This is a genomic window from Desulfoluna butyratoxydans, assembly GCF_900699765.1.
Classification (GTDB): domain Bacteria; phylum Desulfobacterota; class Desulfobacteria; order Desulfobacterales; family Desulfolunaceae; genus Desulfoluna; species Desulfoluna butyratoxydans.
Window position 1 is genome coordinate 174116 of sequence record NZ_CAADHO010000001.1, and the last position, 24241, is coordinate 198356.

The window sequence follows — 24241 nt, forward strand, 5'->3', positions numbered from 1 at the left end:
AAAGCGACCCGCCGGAGGCAGCTTTTGGTACCAACGAGCCATAGAAGGTAAACTGTTTAGCCCCGGCACGATGCCCTATCCACCCGCTGTGATCACCCAGTTCACCGGCCAGTTCCCCCGATTTTTTTTGAGCAGCACCCCGTTTATCCCCCGCTTTTCGTCGGTGTAATGGTAGCAGCCGTCGGCCACCTCGACCTTGTAATGATCGTAGGCAGGGTCCGGGGCAAGGGTCAGGAGTCCGTCGAGTTTTCGGATATAAAGGACCTGGTCCCCCTCAAAGAGGATGGTGTACTGATTCCGAAGGGACTCAAAGCAAGCCGGGTCGCCGTTTTTTAGGCACTCCTCCTCGTCCAGGATGGCTGTGAGGCGAAAGGCAAAAAGGCCCGGGCCTTTTTCCAGGGTAAAGGTAAAACTCCCCGCGATGTTGAACTCCCGGACGTCATAGAGAGGCACCGTCCCGATGCGCTCCGGGCTGCGGTTGATGTAGGTGCCGTTGGAGCTGGAAAGGTCCGCAAGGGAGCCCTTTGGTCCATCGATGCGCACGTGACGGGACGAGACCCAGGCACAGGTGATGGGAATATCGTTGTCCGGCGCCCGTCCGATGGTGACGCCTTTTCCCGGCCTGAAACGGTAGGTGAGCCCTGTCATCTTTTCCGTGAGCACCAACCCGCCACTGTAGCCCAGCTCCCGTGCCACGGCCCCCTTCATGGCAAACCACTCGTCCATGGAGCCACCGCAGGACGAGCAGATCTTCGCATTGGTTCCGGCCTGCTGCCCGCACCAGGGACAAAAAAACAAAGAACCCGCCTCTTTTTTGTAAAGATCGCCCCCGCACCAGCCGCAAAACGCCGACTCTTTTGCCCCTGGCTTGCCGCAGCCGCAGCAATACACCGGGTTCTCGCAGGCTGGCTCGGCAAAGCTTCCCACGATGGTCTTCACAGGTGCCTGGGCCCCGCAGGCCGTGCAATAGAGGTGAAGCGCCTCGACCTTTTCACCGCAGGTCTCACAAAATTGACTCATGATATCCCTCATGGAAAAGCCCCCCGGCGGTCCTGCCGGGGGCAAAACTTTTGAAAAATTTGACAATCAGATGGGGGGTGGTTTTATAAACCTCTTCGCGGATGTTCATCCCCGAGAAACAAAGGGGAAAGCATCCGCAACCTGGGGCCCTGGCCGCCGGAGGCCTGGGTTTTCCACCTGCTATTGAATCCCTTTCATCATCGTTCCCGCAGCCTTGACAATGGGCTCACGGCTTTTGCCGAAGGCATCCCACACGGCGCTTTCGGCTGTCACGCCAAACCCCTCCTGTGAAGGGAGCGTCTCTTTCCGGGTGAGGCTCTTGGCGGGAAGGGTGTAAAGCGAAAGGCCTGCACCGCACCTTGCAGCGTGCATGTTGGCGTAGCTTCCCACGGTGCCCCCGCCGCTGGGGTCCACCTCCACGGTCAGGAGGTAATCGGCGTTGAGGGCGTCCCCGTTAACGGAAGCGGGCGTCAGGCCCTGGTCCACGGGAACAACGGTGAGTTTGCGGTTCAGGAGCAGGGACGTCACGGCATCGGTGAGGCCGCTCACGTTCAGCCCTTTGTCCGCGTGTTTGCAACGCACCAAAAGGGCCACGGCCCGTTTCCGGGTGAGGTCCACCTTCAGGGGGCGCATGGGGGACAGGTCGTAGGCTGAAAAATCGCCCAGGGCGGAAAAGTCGGGGGTCACTTTGAGGACTGCGGTTTTCAGGCTGGGATCCACACTGCCCACGGCCAGTTCGGCCTGGCCGTAGACCCCGGTGACGCCGGGGGTCACCTGCCCTTGCCCCTCGGCAAAGGAGACGGCCAGGGGCAGGTTGGTCACGGGCTGCCCGGAGCCTGTGGCCCCTAAATACCGCGCCATGATCCGGGGCTGTTTTTCCAGGCGGCCTTCGGGGTCATAGAGAAAGGTGTCGTTAAGCAGACTCAGCTGGATACGGCCGGTGATGCCTGCCACCCGGAAGGCCACGTGGTTGGACAGCTCGTCTCGCAGCCCGTCCCCGTCGATCTCGGCATAGACCGGCACCCGCCCGAAAAAAGCCTTCTGCATGGATCCGGCTTCCAGGAACTGCTTGAGGGCCCGCACGTGCTCCCCGTTTTTCAGGGCCTTTTCCGCCTGCCTCACCGCCTCCACCACCATCTCTTTTTTCTGGTTCAGGTCCTCTTTAACCTGCACCTCGTAGGCTTCCTTGGGGATAAACACCAGCACGGTGACGGTGCCGGTTTTGGGGTAATCGATGAAAAAGTCGCTCTCCCGGACATTGGTGAGGACCTGGCTGGTATAGGTCTCCAGGCGCTGGGTGATCTCCTGCTGCACCGCAGCCGAGGCCCCAACCCCGCGTTTTTCGGTGATGAGCTGAAAATCAGACTCCACCTTCACGCGGATCTGCCTAGCCAGCTCCTCTCTGGCGCGGTCTTTCGCTTCAAGCTTTCCCTTGCCCAGGTCCGCCCCGATGTTGGCCGTGCCCTCACCGATATAAAGGGACGGGTCCTTTCTCTTTTCCGCGATGAAGGCCCTGGCTTCGGCCCGCATGGCCTTGAGCCGGATGCGTTCCGCCGCGGCTTCGGCTGGGGGAACGTTATCCACCGCCCCCTTCTCCGGTGCCGGCTTTGCCCCGAGGCAACCCGCCAGAAGAAGCGCCATCATCACCATTGCCGTCATCCTGAATCCGGTCTTCATGCCGTCACCTCCTTAATCTCCAGGGTGTCCTCCACCCGGTACACGCTTTGTTCTGCGGGGAACACAAGGGAGGTCGGGGTGGCCACCCACACAGTCTCCCCTGATCGCCAGACCGTCACGCGGCCTTCCTTGCACCCTGCGCCGCTATCTGAAAACGAAAGGGCCAGCTTGCTCCGCACCACGCAGAGGAAAGAATCATCTCCCTGGAGCAGGGCACCGGTGACACCCTCCCCGTTTGCCTGAACGCACGACACATCAAAATTGATCACCCGGGAGAGTGTCAGCAGGTCTCCCTCGCTCAGGGTGGCCCCGCCTTCAATGGCATCGCCGTTGAGGTAGGTGCCCCCGGCGCTGCCCAGGTCCGAGGCCGTAAGCGTCCCCGTGTCCAGGGCCAGGGAAAGGTGCTGCCTGCTGACCCTGCGGTCGGAAAGCACCACGTCAGGAACAGCCACTTCGTCCCCGCGCCCCAGGGTCAACCGGTCCCCGGCCACCACCGTTACCTCGGCCCCCTGACCGGTTTTTAAGGTAAAATGCCGCCCGCGAGGTGACGCCAGCGCCCCTTTCATGGAGACGGCTTCGGGATACTCGGGGTAGACCGCCAGAAAATGTTCCAAAAGAGAGCGCCCTCTGTCCAGGTCCCCTTGCCGGAAAGCTTCCCGAACCTCGACAAAACGGCCCTCGGCAGCTGCCGCCCGCTCCTGTTCAGCGGCCTCGTCCATGGCCAGGAGCCGGTCAAAGGAGTTTTTCAGGTCCGCATGGTAGGGAAGCAGGCCTGCGATGTCGCGCTTTTCATCGGGCAGAAGGTACCTGCCGTTCTCCAAGGGCGCGTCAGAGGCCAGGCGCTGGGCCAGCTTTTTGGCCTCCACCCAGGCGAGCTGCGCTTTTTTGGGATCCCCGCCCGTAAAGTCCACCAGCCTCTCCCTGAAGGCCTTGACGTCCGTGTCTTTGGAGAACACGGACAGGTACTCGTCGGCAAGGTCCAGGGCAGCCACGTAATGACCGTTTCGGATCAGCTCTTCCCGTTTTTCAATCTCGTCGATGAGGTATGCGTGATAGGCCGCCTTTTTCTTTTTTGCCCCGCGGGCATACAGCCCCCAGCCCAGAAGGTAGATCAGGAACGCCACCCCCAGGCCCCCCAGGAAGGTAAGCTGCCGTGCGGCCCGCGCCTTTTCCTCTGCCAGACCGGCAAGGGCCGCGTCCCTTTGAGACGTCAGGGCATTCAAGGTGTCCGGCGCCATAAAGGAGACCGACACATCAAAAAGCTTGCTCTGGAGCTTTTCATCGTTGACCGTCACCACCACCCGCCGGTCGTTGCCGCCTCCTGTGAGCACCTGGACCGAGCAGAGGGCCGAATACCGGATTTTCATGGCCGCGTCTTTCTGGCTCCGTACGTGGGCGATCATCTCCCGGCCGGTCCCCATGGCACCCCAGAGTTTGAAGCGTTCGTCCCAGCGCTTGATCATGGCCTCTTTTACGCCGTCATCCACGCAGAGCTGCCACCCGGCGTGGCTCCCCAAGGCCATGCGTACATCCATGAGAAGATGGGGCAGCCCCTGGGAATCCCCTGTCACGGCGACAGGCGGAATGAGAAAATCCCGGCACTCCCTGCCCTCGGCCATGGCCCGGACCCTCTCCGGGAGAAGTTCCTCCATGGATTTACGATAGGAGGTGTGATCCGGAATCGGGGCCACCTCTTTGCTCGTCAGAAAATGGTACCGCACCGGCTGCACAGACACGGCTGCCATGGCGGAAAGAAACAAAAGAGCGACTGCCCATCGAACGATTTTCATGCCCCACTCCACATCATCGTAAAATTAAGGATCACACCCCAAGCATGAGTTCTTCATAAACCTGGCACGCTAACCAGACATTTTTTTTAACTTAAGGAACATAAATAAAGCGAATTTTCATTGCCGCGTCAACACCGGGGATTAACGTATCTCGCCGTTTTTGATCATCAGAACGTCGGCCCTGGCCCCTGAATTCTCGGGCAGGGTCACCACCCGATCCAGCTTGCCGTTGGCGTAAACGCTCACACGGGCCCCGCCCAGCGAGGCTTCACCGGAATAATTGTGGACAAAAAGACGGTAGGAGGCGCCTTTGTCGATGCGGTCCAGGGTGAGGGTCTCGGGGCCGAGGCCATCCATGTCGTCCCGGTCGAGGCGGGCAAGGTCCGGGACGGAGCGCATGTGCCTGTAGGAGATATGGAGGCTGGTGTCTTTGAGAAGGTGAAGGTCGAGGTCTTTGGGTGTTTCATCCCACTGGAGAACAAAACGGACGCTCGAAAGGGGAATCTTTCTGGAGACCAGAAACCGCCGGTGGCGAAGGGTGCCGGCTTCCACGGGAAGGGAGGCCTGAAAAGGGATGTAGCCCTCCCTGGTGAGGGAAACGCCGATGGTCCGTTCGTCCATGGCCTCCACCACCTCTTCCGGCATGACGATGTAGCCCTTGGGCCCGGTGCGGAGGGTTCGCTCCCCGTCGGGAAAGGAGAGCACCACCTCGGCCCCTGAAAGGGGAAGGCAGCTTACGGCGTCTTTGAAGGAGAGGACCACGGCCCCTTCGATTTCGGAGAAACCCTCCACCTCATGGCGTTCACGGTCATCCCAGCAGGAGCATTCAGCGGCAAAGGAAATCGCCGCAGTCATACATAATGAACACAGAAATACCATCCAGCCCATTGTCCGACTCATTGTCCCCCCTTCATTTTAGAGTATCAGCGTGCGCCCACGGCGCATCCGAAAACCAAAACCAACCCACCCATTCCCCATACACCACAATGGGTCCCATTTACAGTGATTCCTGTCACATCTCGCCCGGGTCGCCCCCTGCCAGGGAACACCCGGCTTTTTTTTCTCAGGCCGCCCCTTGGGCCGTGGCTGCTTTCCCACCTTTTTCAACCAGTTTGACCCGGCTGCTCAGCCTGTATTCATTCGCCTGTCCCCAGGGCTTATATTGGTATTGAGGAACCCACAAAATAGGTGTATATTGCCTTCCCATGTATACGTATCAAAAACAGAATCTCTATTATGCACAGGTACTTCCCGGTATTGAAGAGGAGCTGACGCGTGAGCTTTCATGGCTTGGCGCCGAGGTGATCAAAACCGAATTCGGAATTCTGACCTTCACGACCGACAAGGCAGGGCTCTATCGCATCAATCTCCGGTCACGTCTCGCCACCCGCATCCTGGCCCCCCTGATTTCGTTCCGGTGCCCGGATGCCGATAAACTCTACCGGGCGACACGGACCATGGAGTGGCGCGATTTCCTCCGCCCCACCGGGTCTTTTGCCATTGTGGCCAACGTTTCGGAAACCGAGGCGTTCAATAACTCCCATTTTGCGGCACTCAAACTCAAAGACGCCATCTGCGACTACTTCCGCGCACGCACCGGGGTTCGCCCGGATGTGGACAAAAAAGCACCGGATGTCATCTTTCACCTCCACATCCGCAAGGGCCGGGCCAGCATCAGCGTGGACACCTCCGGCGGCTCCCTGCACCGACGCGGATACCGCACCCAGGGTGTGGAAGCGCCCATGCAGGAGACCCTGGCGGCCGCCATCCTCTCCATGACCGAATGGGACCTGGAGACCCCGCTGGTGGACCCCATGTGCGGCTCCGGCACCATCTTGTCCGAAGCCCACATGTTCGCATGCGGCATCCCGGCAGGCTACCTGCGAAAGCACTTCGGCCTCTCCCGGTTGCCCAACTTCAACAAGAAGCTGTGGGAAGCCGAGCGCCAGAAGGCCACCCGGCGCATCCAGCCCCCGGAAGAGGGCCTGATCATGGGCAGCGATATCTGCAAAAACACGGTGGCCTCGGCCTGGGAGAACATGTCCAACCTCCCCGGCGGCGACCAGGTGCCCATCATCGCCAAGGACTTCCGGAAGCTTGAAATTCAGGAAGAGAGCCTCATCGTCTGCAACCCGCCTTACGGCATCCGGCTCGGCAGGGAAGAGGACATGAAACAGTTTTACAAAGAGTTCGGTGATTTTCTGAAAAACGAATGCAAGGGGTCCACCGCCTTCATCTACTTCGGAAACCGCGAGCTCATCGGGAGCCTGGGCCTCAAAGCCGAGTGGAAGCGTCCGCTCATGAACGGCGGCCTGGACGGAAGGCTCTGCAAATACAACCTGTATTGATGGATCGGAAGGTATGGCCAAGAAAAAACTGATGCGTTACGAGGAGATCCACAATTTTCCCAACGTCATCTACACGGAAATCGTGGACGCGGAAAACCGCATTGTCAATCGAAGCTGGGACGATCACGCCTTTGCAAAGGCGCAGGAGACCGTGGTGGAGATCGGCTGCGGAAGGGGCGAGTACTGCATCGACCTGGCCCGGCGCAACCCCCACAAAAACTATGTGGGGGTCGATCTGAAGGCGGACCGCCTTTACATCGGAGCCCTGAAAGCCCAAGAGGAAGGACTCACCAACGTGATGTTCGTGAGAATCCGGGTGGAGTACCTCATCCCCTTCCTGGGGGACCAGAAGCTCTCCGAAGCCTGGATCACCTTTCCCGATCCGTACAACCGCACCGTCAACGGCAGAAAGCGACTGACGGCCGGATCGTTTCTGGACGTATACAGACACATCGTGGAGCCCGGAGCCCTGCTCCACCTGAAAACCGACGACCCGACCCTTTACGAGTTCTCCCTGGAGAGCCTTAAGGAAAACGGGGCCGACATCCTCTTCCACACCAACGACCTCTACAGCGTAAACGAGGACCTGGGCGATGCCACCGCCGTCCAGACCACCTACGAAAAGCGCTACATCAAGGAAGGTCGCCTCATCAAGTACATCCGATTCTGCCTGAATTAAAAAAATGCCTCCGGCGGGCAGGGGATGATCCCCTGCACCCCAGGTGGCATCCCATAACAGGCGCTCCTGCGGAGCGCCTGTTATGGGATGCAAAACGTGTAAAATCTTTCACCGTTACCGATTATTCTCAGAATCTCGCGTTGCATTGTTAGGGAAAACCAGATTCCGTAGTGCTCAAGCGACCCATGTCGTCCCCCCTCTTATCCCGACAAAACACCCTCCCATTAACGATGCGTTCCACCCTGGAAAGGTTTCATGAATGCATCCGACAGCTTTAGGTGCCACACCGCCACATTGGCTCCTTACACAGGGGGGGGGTTCGGCGGTGCGCAAGCGCACCCTACACGGTCTTCATGTTTTTTAACCATGAAGAACATGGAGAAACTTGAATAATCCACGGCGTTGACCACGGGCGTAGCCCGTCAGCAAATGTGAAGTACCTGAGAAACGAAGGTGCGGAGCATTTGCAAACCTGGGGTGCAGGGGCTGTAGCCCCTGCCCGCCGGAGGCACACTTTTTGGTTTCCCTACGCAGGCATATCGAGAAGCACGCCGGTGAGGGCAGAAATGCTGGAGGTGGGGAGAAACCGGATCTCCTTGTTGTGCTTGGAGCAGAGTTTCTTTACGCTTCGACAGGCGTTGTGGCTGTTGCAGGTCACGGGGCAGACCACCATATCGCATCGGCTCACCTGCTTTTCAAGGCATTTTCTCCCCCCGCTCATGGTGCCGTCGTGGTACTCAAATCCCAGGCCCTTGGCTTCGGCCACGCGCCTGTAGTGGGGTTCCATGCGGGAAAGGCCCCCCACCATCAAAATACGTCGACTGCAGGTCTCCATCTCCGGGCAGGTGCTGCACCCCCTTCCCTCACAGGGCAACGAGCCAAAGGACGGAGCCGGCCTTCCGATGGCCAGGCTCATCACTTCATCGCCCAGGGCCTTGTTTTCGCTTTCAAGCTCCAGGATCCTGATCTTGAGTTTGCGCTTTTCCCGTTCGATCTTTCGGCTTTCACGGACCAGGGCGTCACGTTCCCGTTCCCGTTCTTTGCGCTTGTCCCTCTCCTGCCTCAGGGCATCGGAATCCACTGACGCTGCTTTGGGTTCCGACCGGACCTCAGGGGCCACCACGGACGCTTCGGCCTGTTTTGAAAGGGCCTGGCGAAGCTCCCGCACTTCATCGGCCATCGCCTGCAGTTCGCGACCCAGGCGGCGCCGTTCGCGCCTCTCGGTGTCCAGGCTCTCCGTGAGTTCCTTGACTTTTCCCGCGCTTTTCACCTCTTTTTTCCGCGCCTCCAGAAGATCCGTTGCGGTGGTGTGCCCCATCATGTGGGCCTCCCCCACCACGGACACCAGCACATCCACGGCAAGGTTCTTTCGCATGGCCACGCAATACAGGGCCTCGGCGGCCTCCCCGTTGGCGATGGCTGCCTTGAGAAGGGGCAGAAGCTCTTTTTCGGGAAGGGCTTTTACCTTGTCCAGGGCGTCGGCGAACTTGCGCTTCAATACCGCATCCACGCGCCGGGCCACGGCCGTGCCCGAGCCCACCTCCTCCATGATATCCCGGTGCACCTCCCAGGGTGCCAGGGCCTTGATCCGGCGCCCGCATTTTTTCAGAATGCGCCGCCCCTCCTCGTCGCTGATTCCCAGCCCAACCACCGGGCATTTCAAGGACGTCGGTATATCCCAAAAGGATTGAAAAAGCACAGAGTCCTCGGTCTCCTTTGCCGCAGGTTCCATTCCAATTCCTTCCAGCAGGCCCTCAAACATTTTTACCTCCTAATAAATTTAGGCAAACCAAACTTTGTATACAAAAAAAAGGGAGCAGTCCCCCACCCCCGACCCGATCCGTTGCCGCCCTCGATCTGAGGGCAGCAACGACTCTCACGGCATCGTTTATGCTAAAACATTTTTACGACGACCTTTTCGGCGTCTTCCTTGCGCAGGTCCAGATGATATCCCATCACCTTGGCCCGGATCACCTCACCGGAATCGTCAACGGCTTCCACTTCAATGATGTTCCCCACGTCCGCCCCGGACTCCTTGAGCTGCCGAGCCACGTTGCCTTTACCGGCAATCTTGACGATGAGGCCCCGCTCCCCGCTGCCGAGGGACGAGAGGCTCTGGGTCACCCCGGAATCGGGATCCAGCCCGCCCAGGTCCCGCAGTCCGCCGATGCACTGTTCCAGGCAGCCCTTGCACTCATCAAGGGGAGACTCTTTCTCACAGCGGGCGGCAAACTGGCCGAGCCACTCGGTACCGGCCCGGGGACACAGGTCAATGAACTCCATAAGGGAGATAATGCGGTCCAGAACAGAGCGAGAGACGGTGTGTTCCATCTTACACGCAGTTTCTTCGGCTTCCATGGGCTCGATAAACAGAACCCGGATGAAAAAATCTTTCAGGGCCTCATGGCGCCGAACCACGTCCCGTGCGTGTTTCTGACCTTTGGGTGTCAGGGTGATCAGGTCGTAGGGGGCGTAGTTGATATACCCTTTTTCAGCCAAAGCCCTCAGGGCGCCGGTGACCGACGAGCTGTTCACCCCGGTCTTTTTGGCAATATCTTTGGCACGGGCGGCCTGCTTTTCCGAGACAACGTGATAGATCGCCTCAAGGTAGTCTTCCAGGCTTGCACTGAGTTCTTCAATCTGCGACATCAGAGATTTAACCCCATCTGTATGGTTGATGCGTTTGTAAACAGTATTTTTTACAATAGGCATTTTTTTTCGTCTACCCGAATATAAATCAGGAGTCTCCAGGGCTGTCAAGGGGATTTTCCAGAATTTCCACCACGTGCAGCACCCGGATCCGGGACCCGGCCCCCCGGAGAAGGGCTTCAATCTGGGCCATGCACCCCGGGCAGGAGGTGACCACCACGTCGGCCCCGGTGGCCTCGATGCGGGCAAGGCACCCCTCACCGATGGCAAGGGAGAGGTCGCGGTTCTTCATGCCGAAGCTTCCCCCCAGCCCGCAACACCCCTGCTCCATCTCCACCAGGGTATGGCCTGCCTTTTTCAAGAGCGACCGGGTATTTTCTGTATTTTTAAGGCTATGGCGACCATGACAGGGGTCATGAACAGTGACGGTGAGCCCGCCTGCCTCTTTTTCCAGCCCGGGGCCGTCCCCAAGCTGTGCCAGCAGATCGCTGCCGTCGCACACCGCCCCTGCGATGCGGTCCACCAGGGCGGCTTCGGCATCGGAGAGTTGCTCCTTCACCTTGGGCCAGAGATGCTTGATGGCGTGGGTGCAGGTGGCGCAGGGAGTCACCACATGGGTGAAGTCCTGGGTCGAAAAAAGGTCGAGGTGACGCTTCACCGCCTGGAGAAAGGCCTCTTCATCCCCTTCGGTGAGAAAGGGGATCCCGCAGCATCCCTGCTCTTTGGGTACGTGAACCCGGGCCCCGGCATCGGTGAGCAGCCCCGCAAGGCCCTCCCCAACAAAGGGGTAGACCTTGTCCACCAGGCACCCGGCAAAGAGAAGCACCTCCGCCTTCGGGGCATCGGCCTCTTTGGCTGCCGGCGCATCGCCCTCTTTCGGAGTGTAGGCCTCGCTGAAAAAGGGGCGGGTGATCTTCGGCACCGGATAGCGACCGGCAAGGGCCACCCGTGCATCCTCCGGCGAGGTGACCATGCGCCGCTGCACCGCCGCAAACCGGGCGGCAAGGGTGGCGGTGCGCTTCGGGTCGGCAAAGGCCTGCCGAAGCAGGGCGCGCCTGGCGCCGGACAGCCGTGCGGCCTCGGCCAGAGCCTTTCTTGCCAGGAGAAAGGCATCCACCGTGGCCACGCCCCTGGGGCAGGTGGCCTTGCACCCACCGCAGAGGGTGCATCGGTTCAGACGGGCCAGGGTTTCGGCCGGGGCATCGGTGAGGTTTTCGTGAAGGGCCGTGATAAGGGCCAGCTTTCCCCGTGCCGAATCCCCTTCAAGGCCGGTGCGTTTGTAGACAGGACAGACCGCCTGGCACAGGCCGCACCGGTTGCACAGGGACGCCATTTTCTCAGCGGCATCGGCAAGGGAGACCAGATCAATGCTCATGGGGCTTATTTTCCTGCAGGGTCCCGATGATGCGGGGAATGTATTTATCGGCCAGGGAGGCGTCAAAGGTACAGGCCGCAGCCCCGAAGTGGCCGCCTCCGTTGAACTTCGACAAAAGATGCCCTGCATGGACGTTGCATCCGATGTTGAAGATGCTGTGCCCCACGCTGAGCACCACACGGGTCCTGGCCCGGTCCACGTAGCGAATTTTCACGCTGACAACGGCGTCGGGGAACATGGCATAAACGAGAAACCGGTTCCCTTCCGGTGCCTCTTCATACCCCCTGAAATCGGTGATGGAGACCCCCTCTTTCACGTGGGTACAGGAGTTCAGATGCTCCCGGTACTCCTTGTTCTGGGCCACCACCGCTTCACAGCGGCGCTTAACCTCAGGGTCGGCCATCACCTCATGGATGGGCCGTGACCGCAGAAGGCCCACCAGGCGGTCCCAGTAAGGGGCGTCCTGCTGCTTGCGACCGAAGATGGTCATGGAGAGCAGCACGTAGGGGTTGGACTCCGGAGCTTCCACCTCATCCCGGGTCAGGTCCGCGGAGTCGATGCGATCCGTCTCACGGATCAACTCGGAAAGGTCCGCGGACAGGCCGCGACGGTAGTAGTCCCAGACCAGGCCCGCAGCCGAGGGCACCACATCAAAGGAGCCTTCAAAGGGAGCTGTCACGCGGTTGGTGGCATGGTGATCAAACCAGAGGCTGCACCGGGGGTCAAAGGGCAGGTTGGCGATGACATCGCCGTGACGGACCTCAACCTTGCCCTGCTGCATGTCGTTGGGTTCGACCCAGAGGGTCGGTTCGGTCAGGGCCAGGGCCTCTTCCAGCACGACGGCGCAAACCACCCCGTCAAAATCGGGTCGTGTAACGATTCGCATGGTGTTGTTTCCTGTTATTTGTGGTGGCAGATCGTATCAGGTTTTCAGAAATAGCGGCCGCAAGGGTCCGGGGACTCGTGTGTTTCCGGGCAGACGGGCCGGGTGCGGGGCTGCGCGTATCAGTCCGTGGGCGGCCGGTCGGGCACCCTTCGTTCGTCACGCACCCAGACGATAAGGTAGAGGGCAATCCCCAGTACGACACCCACAATATCGCATAAAAAATCCACGCGGTCCATGGACCGCCGCGGAACAAAAAGCTGGTGCACCTCATCGGCCATGCCGATAAGCACGGACACCAGAAAGGCGAAGCACACAGCAGCCACACGGCTCTGCGCCATGGGCAGGGAACGAACGCCCCTTAGAACAAGGTACCCGGCCACTGCGTACACAAGGAGGTGGGCGACCTTGTCATTGAAGGGCCCCCTGGGCATGGGCAGGTGAACCAGGGAGGGAAGAAATATCAGCGCACAGAAAAGAAGCACGGCAAACCAGTTGCGCACCCCCTTTGACTCCGAAATCCTCATGGTGTTCTCCCTTCCCATCATCCCCGTGCAGGGGGCCCGATGACCGGTGACATCACGTCCATCGGGCCGCCCCGAAACTTAGCCGAATACAGGAACGCTTTCGTTTTTCCTGGCACGGATATCCGCTTTCACCACGGAGAGGAAGGCCTCACGGGAAACCCCGTAGGTGACCTTGCCGTCCAGGGTACGCACGGAGAAGACCCCGCCTTCCCGCTCTTTCTCGCCGATGGTGACAATCACCGGAACCTGCTCGAGCTGGGCATCGCGCACCTTGCGCTTGAGGCTCTCGCCCCGGGCGTCCACTTCCACGCGGAGCCCTTCGGCTTCCAGCTCTTTTTTCACCTGGCGGGTGTAGTCCAGAAGGTCGTCGTTCATGGGCAGAAGGACCACCTGGACCGGAGCCAGCCACAGGGGGAAACGTCCGGCATAGTGCTCCACCAGGATCCCGAAGAACCGCTCGATGGAACCGAAAGCCACGCGATGGATCATCACGGGGCGGTGTTTTTCGTTGTCTGCGCCGATGTAGGAGAGATCGAACCGCTCGGGCAGGCTCATGTCCAGCTGGATGGTGCCGCACTGCCAGGTTCGCCCGATGGCGTCCTTGATGTGGATGTCGATCTTGGGTCCGTAAAAGGCGCCGTCCCCTTCATTAATGACATACCCCTTGCCGTAGGCGTCCAGGGCAGACTTCAGGCCCTCGGTGGCCTTCTCCCACTGCTCGTCCGAGCCGATGGACTTTTCCGGACGGGTGGAGAGCTCCAGGTGAAAATCAAGGCCGAAGGTGCCGTAAATCCGCTCGTCGAGCTTCAGGACCCCCAGGATCTCATCGTGGATCTGCTCCGGGGTCATGAAGATGTGGGCGTCATCCTGGTGGAAGGCCCGCACGCGGAAGAGCCCGGAAAGGGCCCCGGAGAGCTCGTGGCGATGCACCAGGCCGATCTCACCGGCGCGGTAGGGGAGTTCCCTGTAGGAGGGGCTCTTCATACGGAAGAGGAGCATCCCGCCGGGGCAGTTCATGGGCTTGATGGCGTAATCGAAGCCGTCCACGCTGGAGGTGTACATGTTTTCTCGGTAGTTCTCCCAGTGCCCGCTGCGCTCCCAGAGGGCGCGGTTGAGCATGATGGGGGTCTTGGTCTCCACGTACTCGTCCTTGGCGTGTTCTTCGCGCCAGTAGTCCAAAAGGGCGTTCCACATGGCCATGCCCCGGGCGTGGAAAAAGGGCATGCCCGGCGCTTCATCATGGAAGCTGAAAAGATCAAGCTGGGTGCCGAGCTTGCGGTGGTCCCTCTTCTTGGCCTCTTCGATCATGTGCAGGTGAGCCTTGAGCTCCTTTTTGTCGAAGAACGCCGTGCCGTAGACACGCTGGAGCTGGGCCCTGGTCTGGTCGGCACGCCAGTAAGCGCCGGAAACGCGCATGAGCTTGACGGCCTTGATCATCCCGGTATGGGGAACGTGGGGGCCCCGGCAGAGGTCCGTGAAATCGCCCTGCTCGTACAGGGAGATGGTGCCCTCAAGGTCTTCGATGAGTTCGAGCTTGTAGGGTTCGTCCTTGAAGCGCTCCAGGGCCTCCTCTTTGGAGATCTCCTTGCGGGCAAAGGGGAGCTTGGCCTTCACGAGGCGGTTGATCTCCTGCTCGATGGCGGGGAATGCCTCCTCGCCGATGGGCTCCATGTCGATATCGTAATAAAAGCCCCCTTCCACCACAGGTCCGATGGTCAGGTGGGCATCTTTATAGAGGTTCGTGATGGCCTGGGCCATGACGTGGGCGGCGCTGTGCCGCATGATCTCGAGGGCTTCCGAATCCTTGGTGGTGATAAGGCGGACGGTAGCGCCGTCCGCAACCTTTTCCGACAGGTCCAAAAGGTCCCCGTTAATCTCCATGGCCACGCAGGAGCGCGCAAAGCCTTCGGAGATTGAAAGGGCTATATCGCCCCCTGAGGGGGCCTCATTAAACTCTCGTTTGCTTCCATCCGGTAGAGTGATCTTAACCATATCCGTATCCGTATCGCCTCGAATTATAAAAGGAACCGCGCAACAGGCGATGCCTTGCCAATACCTTTAAATCCAGCAGGGTGCACGCACCACACTGAAAACAGGACTAATCTGTGAATTTAGGGCAATTCCCCGGGAGGGTCAAGACAAAAGCTCTTTCCCTCTCCCGGAAAGTGTATGGTCTTCCTTGGAAAAAAATGATACACAAACATAAATCAAACTCACTCGCACCGTCGGTGGGCCGGCGGTTGTGCTCAAGGTACCATGGCCTCCAAAACGTCTCGGGTTATTGTCCGGGATCCATGCCGCGCAGCGCACCTTTTTGCCAAGCCGGTTCGGCATCACACCGAGGCCTGATGTGCCTGGATTTTTTTTCGCATGCCCAGCGCATGGAATGGCCGTCGAAACGAGCCCCGATTTTCCCATGACCGATATGATAGACAACCTCCATTACGTGGAGACCGCAGATGCCCTCAAGGAGGTCGCCGATGTGTTCCTGAACGCCGATTGCATCGGCGTGGACCTCGAAGCCGACTCCATGTTCCATTTCCGAGAAAAAGTGTGCCTCATCCAGATGGCTGTCGGTGACTTCATCGCCGTCATCGATCCCCTGAGCGTCGAGGACATGGCTCCCATCGTTCCAGTCTTCGAGCGCCCCGAGATCCGCAAGATCTTCCACGGAAGCGACTACGATGTCCGCTCCCTCAACCGGGATTTCGGCATCACCATCCACAACCTCTTTGACACAGAGCTGGCCTCCCGGTTCCTCGGCATCCCCGAAACCGGCCTCGGCTCGGTCATGAAACAGCGATTCGGCGTGGAGCTGGACAAGACCTACCAGAAAAAGGACTGGTCCAAGCGCCCCCTCACCGAGGGCATGATCAAGTACGGTGCCGGAGACGTCATCTACCTGCCCCGCCTCGCCGCCATCCTCGACCGTGAACTCGAAGAGAAGGGCCGCACCGCCTGGGTGGAAGAAGAGTGCCTCCTGCTGTCCGGCGTCCGCCATCAGGACAACGGCGACGCCCCCCTGTTTACTAAGGTAAAGGGCGCGGGCAAACTCGACAGGCGCAGCCTGGCCGTCCTGGAAGAGCTGCTGAAACTCCGCCTCGTCCTTTCCGAGAAGAAGGACCGCCCTCCGTTCAAGGTGTTCAGCAACGCCTCCCTGCACACCCTGGCCAAGGAAAAGCCCACATCCACGAGACGACTCAAGGCCTGCGGTGCGCTGTCCCCGAGACAGACCGCAGCCCACGGTGCCCAGATCCTCAAAGCAGTGGAACAGGGCATCGCCCTGCCCGAAGAGGAGCTGCCCAGGTACCCCAGGGGCAAACGGCCCAGCTTCAACCCCGAGATCCCCAAACGCATGGATGCCATAAAAAGCTACCGGGACGACATGGCCCACAGGCTGGCCCTGGATCCTCCCATCCTGATCAACAAAGCGCTGATGACCGCCATCGCCGTGCGCAATCCCGACACCGTGGATGAACTTGGCACCATCGACGGACTGCGCCGGTGGCAGATCAGTACCCTGGGCCAGGGCATCATCACCGCCCTGCGCCAGGAAGCTTAAAAAGGCGGAGCCCGTCGCCGTCGGCTGCCGACCGACGGGCCACCGGAGTATACGTCACCCCACGACCCGATCACAGGGCGATGCCCGACATCGCCCGCATGAGGAACCCCATGGAACATCGCATCACCTTCACGTCTGAAGGCACCATCCTTGAAGGCATGCTCGAAACCCCCGGCACCAAACGCGGGGTCGTCATCACCCATCCGCACCCCCTCTACGGGGGCGACATGGACAACCCCGTGGTCCTTGCCATCACCGAAAGCTACCGGAAAGCCGGGTTTGCCACCCTGCGGTTCAACTTTCGGGGCGCAGGCAACAGCGAGGGAGACTTCGACGAAGGCCACGGCGCGGTCCGCGACCTTCTGGCCGCTGTCTATCGCCTGAAGTCCGAGGGCATTGAGGACGTCACCTGCGCCGGCTACTCCTTCGGAACCTGGATCTGCCTCTCCGCTTCCCTGGCCCACCCCGTCACCACCGACGTGATGGTGGCTCCCCCGGTCACCTTCCTCGATTTCCAGGCGACACCGTGCCTCCGGGGCCCCAACCTTGTCATCTCCGGCACCCAGGACAGCTTTGCCGACTTTGAAACCGTCAAGGGCATGGTCCCTGCCTGGAACCCCGACGCCCGGCTCCACGTCATCGAGAGCGCCGACCACTTCTTCTCCATCCATTTAAATGAAGTGAGCCGCGCCATCGACGAGCACCTTTCGGGCGCATAAAAAGCCCCTTTTCTGCCCTTTGCGGGGCGGCCGTCGGACCGGCGCCCCGCAAGACATTTAATACACCACAGAAAGCCCTCCTTATGTTGCCCAGCCACGGGCCACCCCGCCCCTCGTATTGTTCCCTCACAAAACACACTTTCTATTGACAAACACTGTTCCACCCCCTTACAACAGAACATAGCACCCCACAAACATCACCCAACGAGCCACACCCCACACACCTCTTCATACACCGCCGCAGGTCCGCCGAAGACTCCCAGACCCAACGCAGCCCCACCGCTGAGCGGAGCCCCCTGGCCGACCCGCGCCAACCCCAAAGGAGAGCGGCATGACCACCCGCAAGGAGACCGCCCTGCCCTGGAGCAGGGAGTACCGCATCCTGGGCATCCCGGAAACACTGGAGCCCTATCCCGACGCACCGGCATACGCCATCCTCGATCAAGCGGCCCGGCGCTTTCCAAAACGAGGCCTGATCCAGATGGGTTCCCTGGTCACCTACCCCCGGGTCCGCGAAATGGCCCATCGCCTGGCCACGGCCCTGGCCGGGTTCGGCCTCGCCAAAGGCGACCGCGTGGCCACCCTGCTGCCCACCTCCGTCCAGTTTGTGGTGGCGGACTACGCCATCAGCCGGGCCGGCCTGGTCCACGTCCCCTGCTCCACCCTGGAGCCCGTGCCCCATCTTCAACAGAAATTCGACGCATGCACGCCGCGGGCCCTCATCACCCTGGACGACGCCCTGCCCCACGCCAGTGCCCTTGCCGAAACAACCGCACTGGAGCAGGTGATCGTCTCCAGACTGTCCGACTACTCCGCCCACCCCGCCCCTCCGGAACCGCTGCCCGGGCTCCCGTGCCAGGGCCACTGGCTGACTCAGCTCATCGCAGAGACGCCCTGCGCCCCGCCGGACAGGCCCATTGACCCGGAAAAAGACCTGGAGATGATCCTCTTCACCGGCGGGACCACCGGCGTCCCCAAGGGATGCATGCTTACCCACCGCAACATCTACTGCAACTCCCTCCAGAACAGCTGGGCCTTCGGACGCGTCAAAACGCTGCTCCGGGGCAATATCACCGCCCTTATCGGCCTGCCCCTCTTTCACTCCTACGGCCATGTCATCATGCACACCATGACCCTGGAGGGTTACAACCAGATCCTTCTCCCCGACGCCAGGGACACCGAAGCCATGGTGGACATGATCCGCACCCACCGGCCCCTGCTGCAGCTAGGGGTCCCGGCCCAGTTCATGAAAATGGCAGAAAAAGAACTGAAAGGATTTGCCGTCCTGGGGGTTTCCGGCTCGGCTCCCCTGCCCCCGAGCACCCAGAAACAATTTGAAACCAAGGGCAAGGGAGCCATCATGGAAGGCTACGGCCTGTCGGAGATGTCCCCCAGCACCCATTTAAACCCCTCCCTTCTCCTGCGCATCGCCGGAGGACGGCTGCCCCAGCGCATTCTCACCGCCGTACTGGGAATCCCGGGCCTCTGCCCTGTGCTCAACCGCGCCCTTGGGCTGCTCGGCCCCAGGATCGTCGGGACCGTGGTCACCCGGACCATCGCCCTTCTCCTCAAACTCTCCCGCCCGTCCGGCACCGAAAAACCCGCCGTGGAAAAACCGGGGGCCACGGGCATCCCCCTGCCCGACACCCGCGTACGCATCACCGATACGGCAACGGGAGAGCCCCTTGCCGATATGGATAATTTCCCCTCCGGGACCCGTGGGGAGATGCTCCTTAAAGGCCCCCAGCGCATGAAAGGCTACTGGCCCGACGCGGGAAGCGGCATCGACGAGGCAGGCTATATCCGCACCGGCGATGTGGTCACCGTGGACGCCCAGGGTTACTTCCGCATCGTGGACCGCACCAAAGACATGATCAACGTCTCCGGATACAAGGTATACTCCCGGGAGGTGGACGATATCCTTTACAGCCACCCGGCCACAGAACACGCAGCAACTGTCGGGGTCCCGGACGGCAACCGGGAGGGAAGCGAACGGGTCATCATCTGCGTTCAGCCCAAGGCAGGGTACAAGGGACGCATCACCCCGGAGGACTTCATCACCTTTCTCAAGGAGCGCGTGGCCCGTTACGCGGTTCCCCGGTCCGTATTTTTTGTGGACGAAATGCCCCTGACCGCCGTGCAGAAACTGGACAAGAAAAAGATACGGGAACTGGCACGCGCCCATGCCCTGCGCATCATCCCTTGACATCTTTTTGGAAAGGGTGTTAATAAGGATAGTTTTTTCGAGGCCGATACCGGCCTACCGATCCTTGCTCTGTCTTAAATTACAGGGCTTTACATCCATAAGGAGGTTACATGAGACGTTACGAAACCGTATTCATCCTCGATCCCGATCTGGGCGAGGAGGTCCGCAACCAGCGTTACGACAAGGTCAAAGAGATCATCGCTGCCTACAAAGGCGTCCTGATCGAGTTCGATGACTGGGGCGTACGCAAGCTGGCTTACGACATCCGCAAAAAAGCCCGTGGACAGTATGTTCGCGTTGATTTCTGCGGCGACGGCACCCTCATTTCCGAGCTGGAACGAAACTTCCGTCTTGACGACAAATTCCTCAAGTTCATGACCATCATCCTCGGCGACGACGTCAACCCTGACGACGTCCTCGCAGAAAAAGAGCAGGCTGAAGCCGCTGCCGCTGAGGCAGAAACTGCACCTGAGGCTGAAGCAGAAAAAGCCGAAGAAGCTCCCGCTGCCGACGCACCTGCCGAAGAGGAAAAAGCTGAGGAACCTGCAGAACCTGAGACCAAAGAGGAGGACTAAGATGGCCGCACCAGCACGAGGAAAAGGAAAAGGGAAACCCGGACGCAAGGGAGGCCGTAAAAGGACTTACCACCGCAGGAAGGTCTGCCGTTTCTGTGCCGACTCCAGCATCGTCATCGACTACAAGGAAACCCGCGTACTCAAGTACTTCATCTCTGAGCGCGGCAAGATTATTCCCCGTCGCATTACCGGCACCTGTGCCAAGCACCAGCGAATTCTTACCCGTGAGATCAAGCGTGCACGTACCATCGCACTGCTTCCTTACGTCGGAAACCTGGAATCATAATGCGAAAAGCGGCTTTGCGCCGCTTCGATGACCAACTGAACAACGCCGGAAATCCGGACACGGTTCCGGGTTCACTTTGAAGGGGTGCCCCCCTTCAGCGGAGGATAATATGGCAACGAAAGTTATTTTAACGGAAACCATCGATACTCTGGGCATCATCGGCACCGAGGCTACCGTTGCGGACGGCTACGCACGCAACTACCTCCTCCCCCGCGGGAAAGCCGTTCTTGCCACGCCCCAGAACAGAAAGCTTCTGGAGCAGCAGAAAGCTCGATTTGAACTCCAGATCGCCAAAGAGCGCGAGCAGGCTGAAGAGCTGGCCAAGAAAGTACAGGAAATTTCCTGCACCCTCATGGCCAAGGTCAGCCAGGAAGAGCGCCTCTACGGTTCCATCACTGCCCAGGACATCCTGGAAGCCCTCAAGGGCCAGGAAGTCACCATCGAGAAGCGCATGCTGCTTCTGGCCGCTCCCATCAAGGAGCTGGGCACCTACAAGATTCCCGTCCGTCTCTACAAGGACGTGGAGCCTGAAATCACCGTTGAGGTGAAGGCGGAAGCCAAGGAAGGCGAAGAGGAGTAATCACCTCTCCGTTCCACCAGTGAAAAGCCGCAAAGGGGGGCAGCCGAAGACCGGCAGCCCCCCTTTTTTCGTTTGGCGCCGACCCTGGGAAGCCGCCCCTTACGGCTCTTCCCGCCGGGCTGCGCCACAGGCATGAGCAAAAACATTGCCAACACCCCAGGGACCTGATAGCTCTTAACCAGCGCATGTCCACCCCGAAACCCGACAGACCCAAAGACGATAAAAAAGAGACCAGCGCACCATGCTCACGAACTTTGCCCCACCCAAGCCCAGGAAGAAATCCACCGGCAACCGCCCCATGGACGGCTACCCGTCAAACGACGAAGGCGGCACCCGGGGGAAACTGCCGCCCCACGCCCTGGACGCGGAAGAATCCATCCTGAGCTCTATTCTCATCGACAACGACACCCTGGTGGATGTCATTGAGATGCTGACCCCCCCGGACTTTTACAAGCCGGCCCACGAAAAGATCTTCGAGTCCATGGCCGAACTCTTTGCCCGGTCCGAACCGGTGGATATCGTGACCCTGGCCAACCGGCTCAAGGAAAAAGGGCAATTAGACGAGGTGGGCGGTGCCGCCTATCTCTCCCAGCTGGTGGACCGCGCCCCCTACTCGGTCAACGCGGTAAAACACGCCGAGATCATCCGGGACAAGTCCTCCCTGCGGCGCATGATTGAGACCTGCTCTCACATCATCAACGACTGCATGGAAGAGCAGGGAGCCGTGGAGTCCATCATCGACACGGCCGAAGGATCCATCTACGAGATCTCCAACTCAAAGATCAAACCCTCCTTCTCCCATATCAACGATCTCATCAACAGCAACATCACCACCCTGGAGGAGCGCCAGAACAGCGGCAGCGACTTCACCGGAGTTCCCACGGGCTATACCCAGGTGGACAAGCTCACCTCGGGCCTTCAGAAAACCGACCTCATCATCCTGGCGGCCCGACCCAGTATGGGCAAAACCGCCTTTGTTCTCAACCTGGCACGGAACGTGGCGGTCCTCGAAGAGAAGCTGGTGGCCATCTTCTCCCTTGAAATGGGCTGTGAGCAGCTCTCCATGCGACTGCTCACCGCCGAGGCAAGGGTCAACTCTGAAAAACTCAAAAGCGGCACCATCGGCGCCGAAGACTGGGAGCGTGTCACCGAAGCGGCCGGCGTCATCAGCCAGGCCCCCCTCTACATCGACGACACCCCCAACATCAGCGTCATGGAGATCCGGGCCAAGTGCCGTCGTCTCAAAGCCGACCGCGAGCTGGGCCTCATCATCGTGGACTACCTTCAGCTCATGCGAGGCTCCGGAACCACCGGGGACCGCCGTGACCTTGAGATCGCGGAGATCTCCCGCTCCCTCAAGGGACTTGCCAAGGAGATGGATGTACCGGTCATCGCCCTCTCCCAGCTGAACCGTATGCTGGAGCAGCGTGCGGAAAAACGCCCCCTCCTCTCGGACTTGAGGGAATCGGGCTCCCTGGAGCAGGACGCCGACATCGTCGCCTTCATCTACCGCGACGAGGTCTATAATAAGGAAGAGAACAACCCCAACAAAGGCAAGGCCGAAATCATCGTCGCCAAAAACCGTAACGGTGCCGTGGGCACGGCCCACCTCACCTTTATCGGCAAATACACCCGATTTGAAAACGCCGCCATCGGCGACTACGCCCTTCCGGACAGCGAATGAAAAAAGTACACGGTCACACCGACGGCCTGAAGGCCAACCAGAAAAAACGACTCGAATCCCTCTACCGACGCAGGCTTCCCCAGGGCTATGCGGTCAACGCCGAGCTGGCCCATGAGCTGGCCGCCATCAGCCACGACATCCGCAGGCAGGTGGCCGTCCTGGCGAACCGCGCCGGAAAGGTGGAGTTTGTCATCGCAGGGACCCCGGACCAGATCTACATCCCGGAGCTCAAAGGGTACAGCCCCCTGCCCGGCCGCCTGTCGGGCCTGCGCTACATCCACACCCACCTCAAGGAGAACGAGGGGCTGACCCGGGACGACCACACCGACCTGGCCCTGTTGCGCTTCGACCTCATGGCCGCCGTCACCCTCACCGCAGACGGCTCGGTCCACAGGGTATACACCGCCCATGTCACCACCGGCGCCACCGGTGAGCCCACCCGTGAGCTCCCCCCCATGGCCCCGGGCCATCTCCGGGACGACCTCGACGTCATCGTCCGCGAAGTGGAAGAGGAGCTCTCCCGCAAAGAGCGGGTCCTGGCCGCCGGAGACGCCGAAGAGCGCGCCATCCTGGTAAGCGTCACCACCCGCCCCAGAAAAGAAGCCATGGCCTCCCTCAGGGAGCTCGATGAACTGGCCCGCTCCTGCAACATCGACATCCTGGAGACCGTGCTCCAGATCCGCAAAAAAAGCGACCCCAAGCACCTTCTGGGGCGGGGCAAGCTCAGTGAGATCACCATCGCCGCCATGCAGAAAGGGGCCTCCATCCTCATCTTCGACCAGGAACTCTCCCCGGCGCAGATCCGGTCCATCACCGACCAGGTGGAGATCAAGGTCATCGACAGAACCCAGATGATCCTGGACATCTTTGCCCGGCGCGCCCAGACCCGGGAGGGCAAACTCCAGGTGGAGCTGGCCCAGCTCAAGTACATGCTGCCCCGGCTTATCACCTTGAACACCGCCATGAGCCGCCTCACCGGTGGCATCGGCGGCAGGGGCCCCGGCGAGACCAAGCTGGAACTCAACCGGCGGCGGGTCAGGGACCGCATCACCACCCTGACCAAACAGATCGAAAACGTCAAAAAGCAGCGAGGCCAGCAGCGGGCCCGGCGAAACCGCAAAGGGGTGCCCGTGGTCTCCATCGTGGGCTACACCAACGCTGGGAAATCCACCCTCTTGAACACCCTCACCCAGAGCAAGGTCCTGGCCGAAGACCGCCTCTTTGCCACCCTGGACCCGTCCAGCCGGCGCTTAAGGTTTCCCAAGGACATCGAGGTGATCATCACCGACACCGTGGGGTTTATCCGGGACCTGCCCAAAGAGCTCATGGTCTCCTTCCGGGCCACCCTGGAGGAGCTGGAGTCGGCGGACCTCCTGCTTCACATCATCGATGCCTCCAACCCTCAGTGTGAAAAACAGATCGACTCCGTGGAAAAGATCCTCTCGGACCTGAAACTCGACGCCATCCCGGTCCTTAAAATCTTCAACAAAATGGACCAGACCGATGAAGAGCGGCGTGAAGCGCTTTCACGGGAACACGGCGGCCTGCTCATCTCCGCCCTCAACCGGGCCACACTGACCCCGCTGCTCCACCGCATCGAAGACCAGATCGAGACCCTCATCACCGACCAGCTCCCGGAGGATGACCCGGACCTTGAGGAGTAGACCGCAACACAAGATGT

Annotated in this window: 20 protein-coding genes; 10 read left to right on the top strand and 10 right to left on the bottom strand. The window is 60.2% G+C overall.

Annotated features, from left to right (window positions below; genetic code table 11):
- Positions 1-75: 75 nt before the first annotated feature.
- The 4 genes from MSL71_RS00850 to MSL71_RS00865 all read right to left on the bottom strand — a co-directional run bounded on the left by MSL71_RS00850 (position 76) and on the right by MSL71_RS00865 (position 5342).
- Complete coding sequence (locus MSL71_RS00850; protein ID WP_180136789.1) at positions 76-1020, bottom strand: double zinc ribbon and FHA domain-containing protein; 945 nt, start codon at positions 1018-1020, stop codon at positions 76-78.
- A 180-nt stretch (positions 1021-1200) separates the two neighbouring features.
- Complete coding sequence (locus MSL71_RS00855) at positions 1201-2697, bottom strand: hypothetical protein (protein WP_180136790.1); 1497 nt, start codon at positions 2695-2697, stop codon at positions 1201-1203.
- Complete coding sequence (locus tag MSL71_RS00860; RefSeq protein ID WP_180136791.1) at positions 2694-4487, bottom strand: FHA domain-containing protein; 1794 nt, start codon at positions 4485-4487, stop codon at positions 2694-2696. Before MSL71_RS00860 ends, MSL71_RS00855 begins: the two co-directional genes overlap by 4 nt.
- A gap of 141 nt (positions 4488-4628) precedes the next feature.
- Entirely contained in the window at positions 4629-5342 is a 714-nt protein-coding gene (locus MSL71_RS00865; RefSeq protein WP_180136792.1) for a YfaP family protein, read from the bottom strand.
- A 350-nt stretch (positions 5343-5692) separates the two neighbouring features.
- Between MSL71_RS00865 and MSL71_RS00870 the strand changes: the two genes are divergently transcribed.
- Positions 5693-6835, top strand: a complete 1143-nt coding sequence (locus MSL71_RS00870) for a THUMP domain-containing class I SAM-dependent RNA methyltransferase (RefSeq protein ID WP_180136793.1) — start codon at positions 5693-5695, stop codon at positions 6833-6835.
- A gap of 13 nt (positions 6836-6848) precedes the next feature.
- Entirely contained in the window at positions 6849-7514 is a 666-nt protein-coding gene (gene trmB, locus MSL71_RS00875; protein WP_180136794.1) for a tRNA (guanosine(46)-N7)-methyltransferase TrmB, read from the top strand.
- A gap of 526 nt (positions 7515-8040) precedes the next feature.
- On the opposite strand, the gene MSL71_RS00880 is transcribed toward trmB, so the two are convergent.
- The 6 genes from MSL71_RS00880 to thrS form a co-directional block, all read right to left on the bottom strand.
- On the bottom strand, positions 8041-9276 hold the full coding sequence (locus MSL71_RS00880) for a DUF2325 domain-containing protein (protein WP_180136795.1): 1236 nt from the start codon (positions 9274-9276) through the stop codon (positions 8041-8043).
- A 131-nt stretch (positions 9277-9407) separates the two neighbouring features.
- On the bottom strand, positions 9408-10163 hold the full coding sequence (locus MSL71_RS00885) for a metal-dependent transcriptional regulator (protein ID WP_180136796.1): 756 nt from the start codon (positions 10161-10163) through the stop codon (positions 9408-9410).
- 88 nt (positions 10164-10251) lie between these two features.
- Positions 10252-11538, bottom strand: a complete 1287-nt coding sequence (locus tag MSL71_RS00890; protein ID WP_180136797.1) for a (Fe-S)-binding protein — start codon at positions 11536-11538, stop codon at positions 10252-10254.
- Positions 11528-12424: an exopolyphosphatase gene (locus MSL71_RS00895; protein ID WP_180136798.1), complete on the bottom strand. Its 897-nt coding sequence runs from the start codon at positions 12422-12424 to the stop codon at positions 11528-11530. Before MSL71_RS00895 ends, MSL71_RS00890 begins: the two co-directional genes overlap by 11 nt.
- A gap of 119 nt (positions 12425-12543) precedes the next feature.
- Entirely contained in the window at positions 12544-12948 is a 405-nt protein-coding gene (locus MSL71_RS00900) for a VanZ family protein (RefSeq protein WP_180136799.1), read from the bottom strand.
- A 78-nt stretch (positions 12949-13026) separates the two neighbouring features.
- Positions 13027-14940: a threonine--tRNA ligase gene (thrS, locus tag MSL71_RS00905; RefSeq protein ID WP_180136800.1), complete on the bottom strand. Its 1914-nt coding sequence runs from the start codon at positions 14938-14940 to the stop codon at positions 13027-13029.
- A 424-nt stretch (positions 14941-15364) separates the two neighbouring features.
- Here thrS and MSL71_RS00910 point away from each other — a divergent pair, with 424 nt between their 5' ends.
- From MSL71_RS00910 to hflX, 8 genes are all read left to right on the top strand, one after another.
- Positions 15365-16510, top strand: coding sequence for a ribonuclease D (locus MSL71_RS00910; protein ID WP_180136801.1), 1146 nt, complete (start codon positions 15365-15367; stop codon positions 16508-16510).
- 110 nt (positions 16511-16620) lie between these two features.
- Entirely contained in the window at positions 16621-17229 is a 609-nt protein-coding gene (locus tag MSL71_RS00915) for an alpha/beta hydrolase (protein ID WP_180136802.1), read from the top strand.
- Positions 17230-17560: 331 nt separating this feature from the next.
- Complete coding sequence (locus MSL71_RS00920; RefSeq protein ID WP_180136803.1) at positions 17561-19435, top strand: AMP-binding protein; 1875 nt, start codon at positions 17561-17563, stop codon at positions 19433-19435.
- Positions 19436-19545: 110 nt separating this feature from the next.
- The gene (gene rpsF / locus MSL71_RS00925) at positions 19546-20010 is read left to right on the top strand and encodes a 30S ribosomal protein S6 (RefSeq protein WP_180136804.1); all 465 of its coding nucleotides are present in this window, start codon (positions 19546-19548) and stop codon (positions 20008-20010) included.
- 1 nt (position 20011) lies between these two features.
- Positions 20012-20296 carry a 30S ribosomal protein S18 gene (gene rpsR, locus MSL71_RS00930; RefSeq protein ID WP_180136805.1) on the top strand — a complete coding sequence of 95 codons (285 nt, stop codon included), beginning with the start codon at positions 20012-20014 and terminating at the stop codon, positions 20294-20296.
- A gap of 109 nt (positions 20297-20405) precedes the next feature.
- The gene (gene rplI, locus MSL71_RS00935; protein WP_180136806.1) at positions 20406-20876 is read left to right on the top strand and encodes a 50S ribosomal protein L9; all 471 of its coding nucleotides are present in this window, start codon (positions 20406-20408) and stop codon (positions 20874-20876) included.
- 241 nt (positions 20877-21117) lie between these two features.
- Positions 21118-22560, top strand: coding sequence for a replicative DNA helicase (gene dnaB / locus MSL71_RS00940; RefSeq protein ID WP_343052475.1), 1443 nt, complete (start codon positions 21118-21120; stop codon positions 22558-22560).
- A complete protein-coding gene (gene hflX / locus MSL71_RS00945; RefSeq protein ID WP_180136807.1) occupies positions 22557-24224 on the top strand; it encodes a GTPase HflX in 1668 nt (555 codons plus the stop codon). The genes dnaB and hflX overlap by 4 nt, the downstream gene beginning before the upstream one ends.
- The last annotated feature ends 17 nt before the right edge of the window (positions 24225-24241 follow it).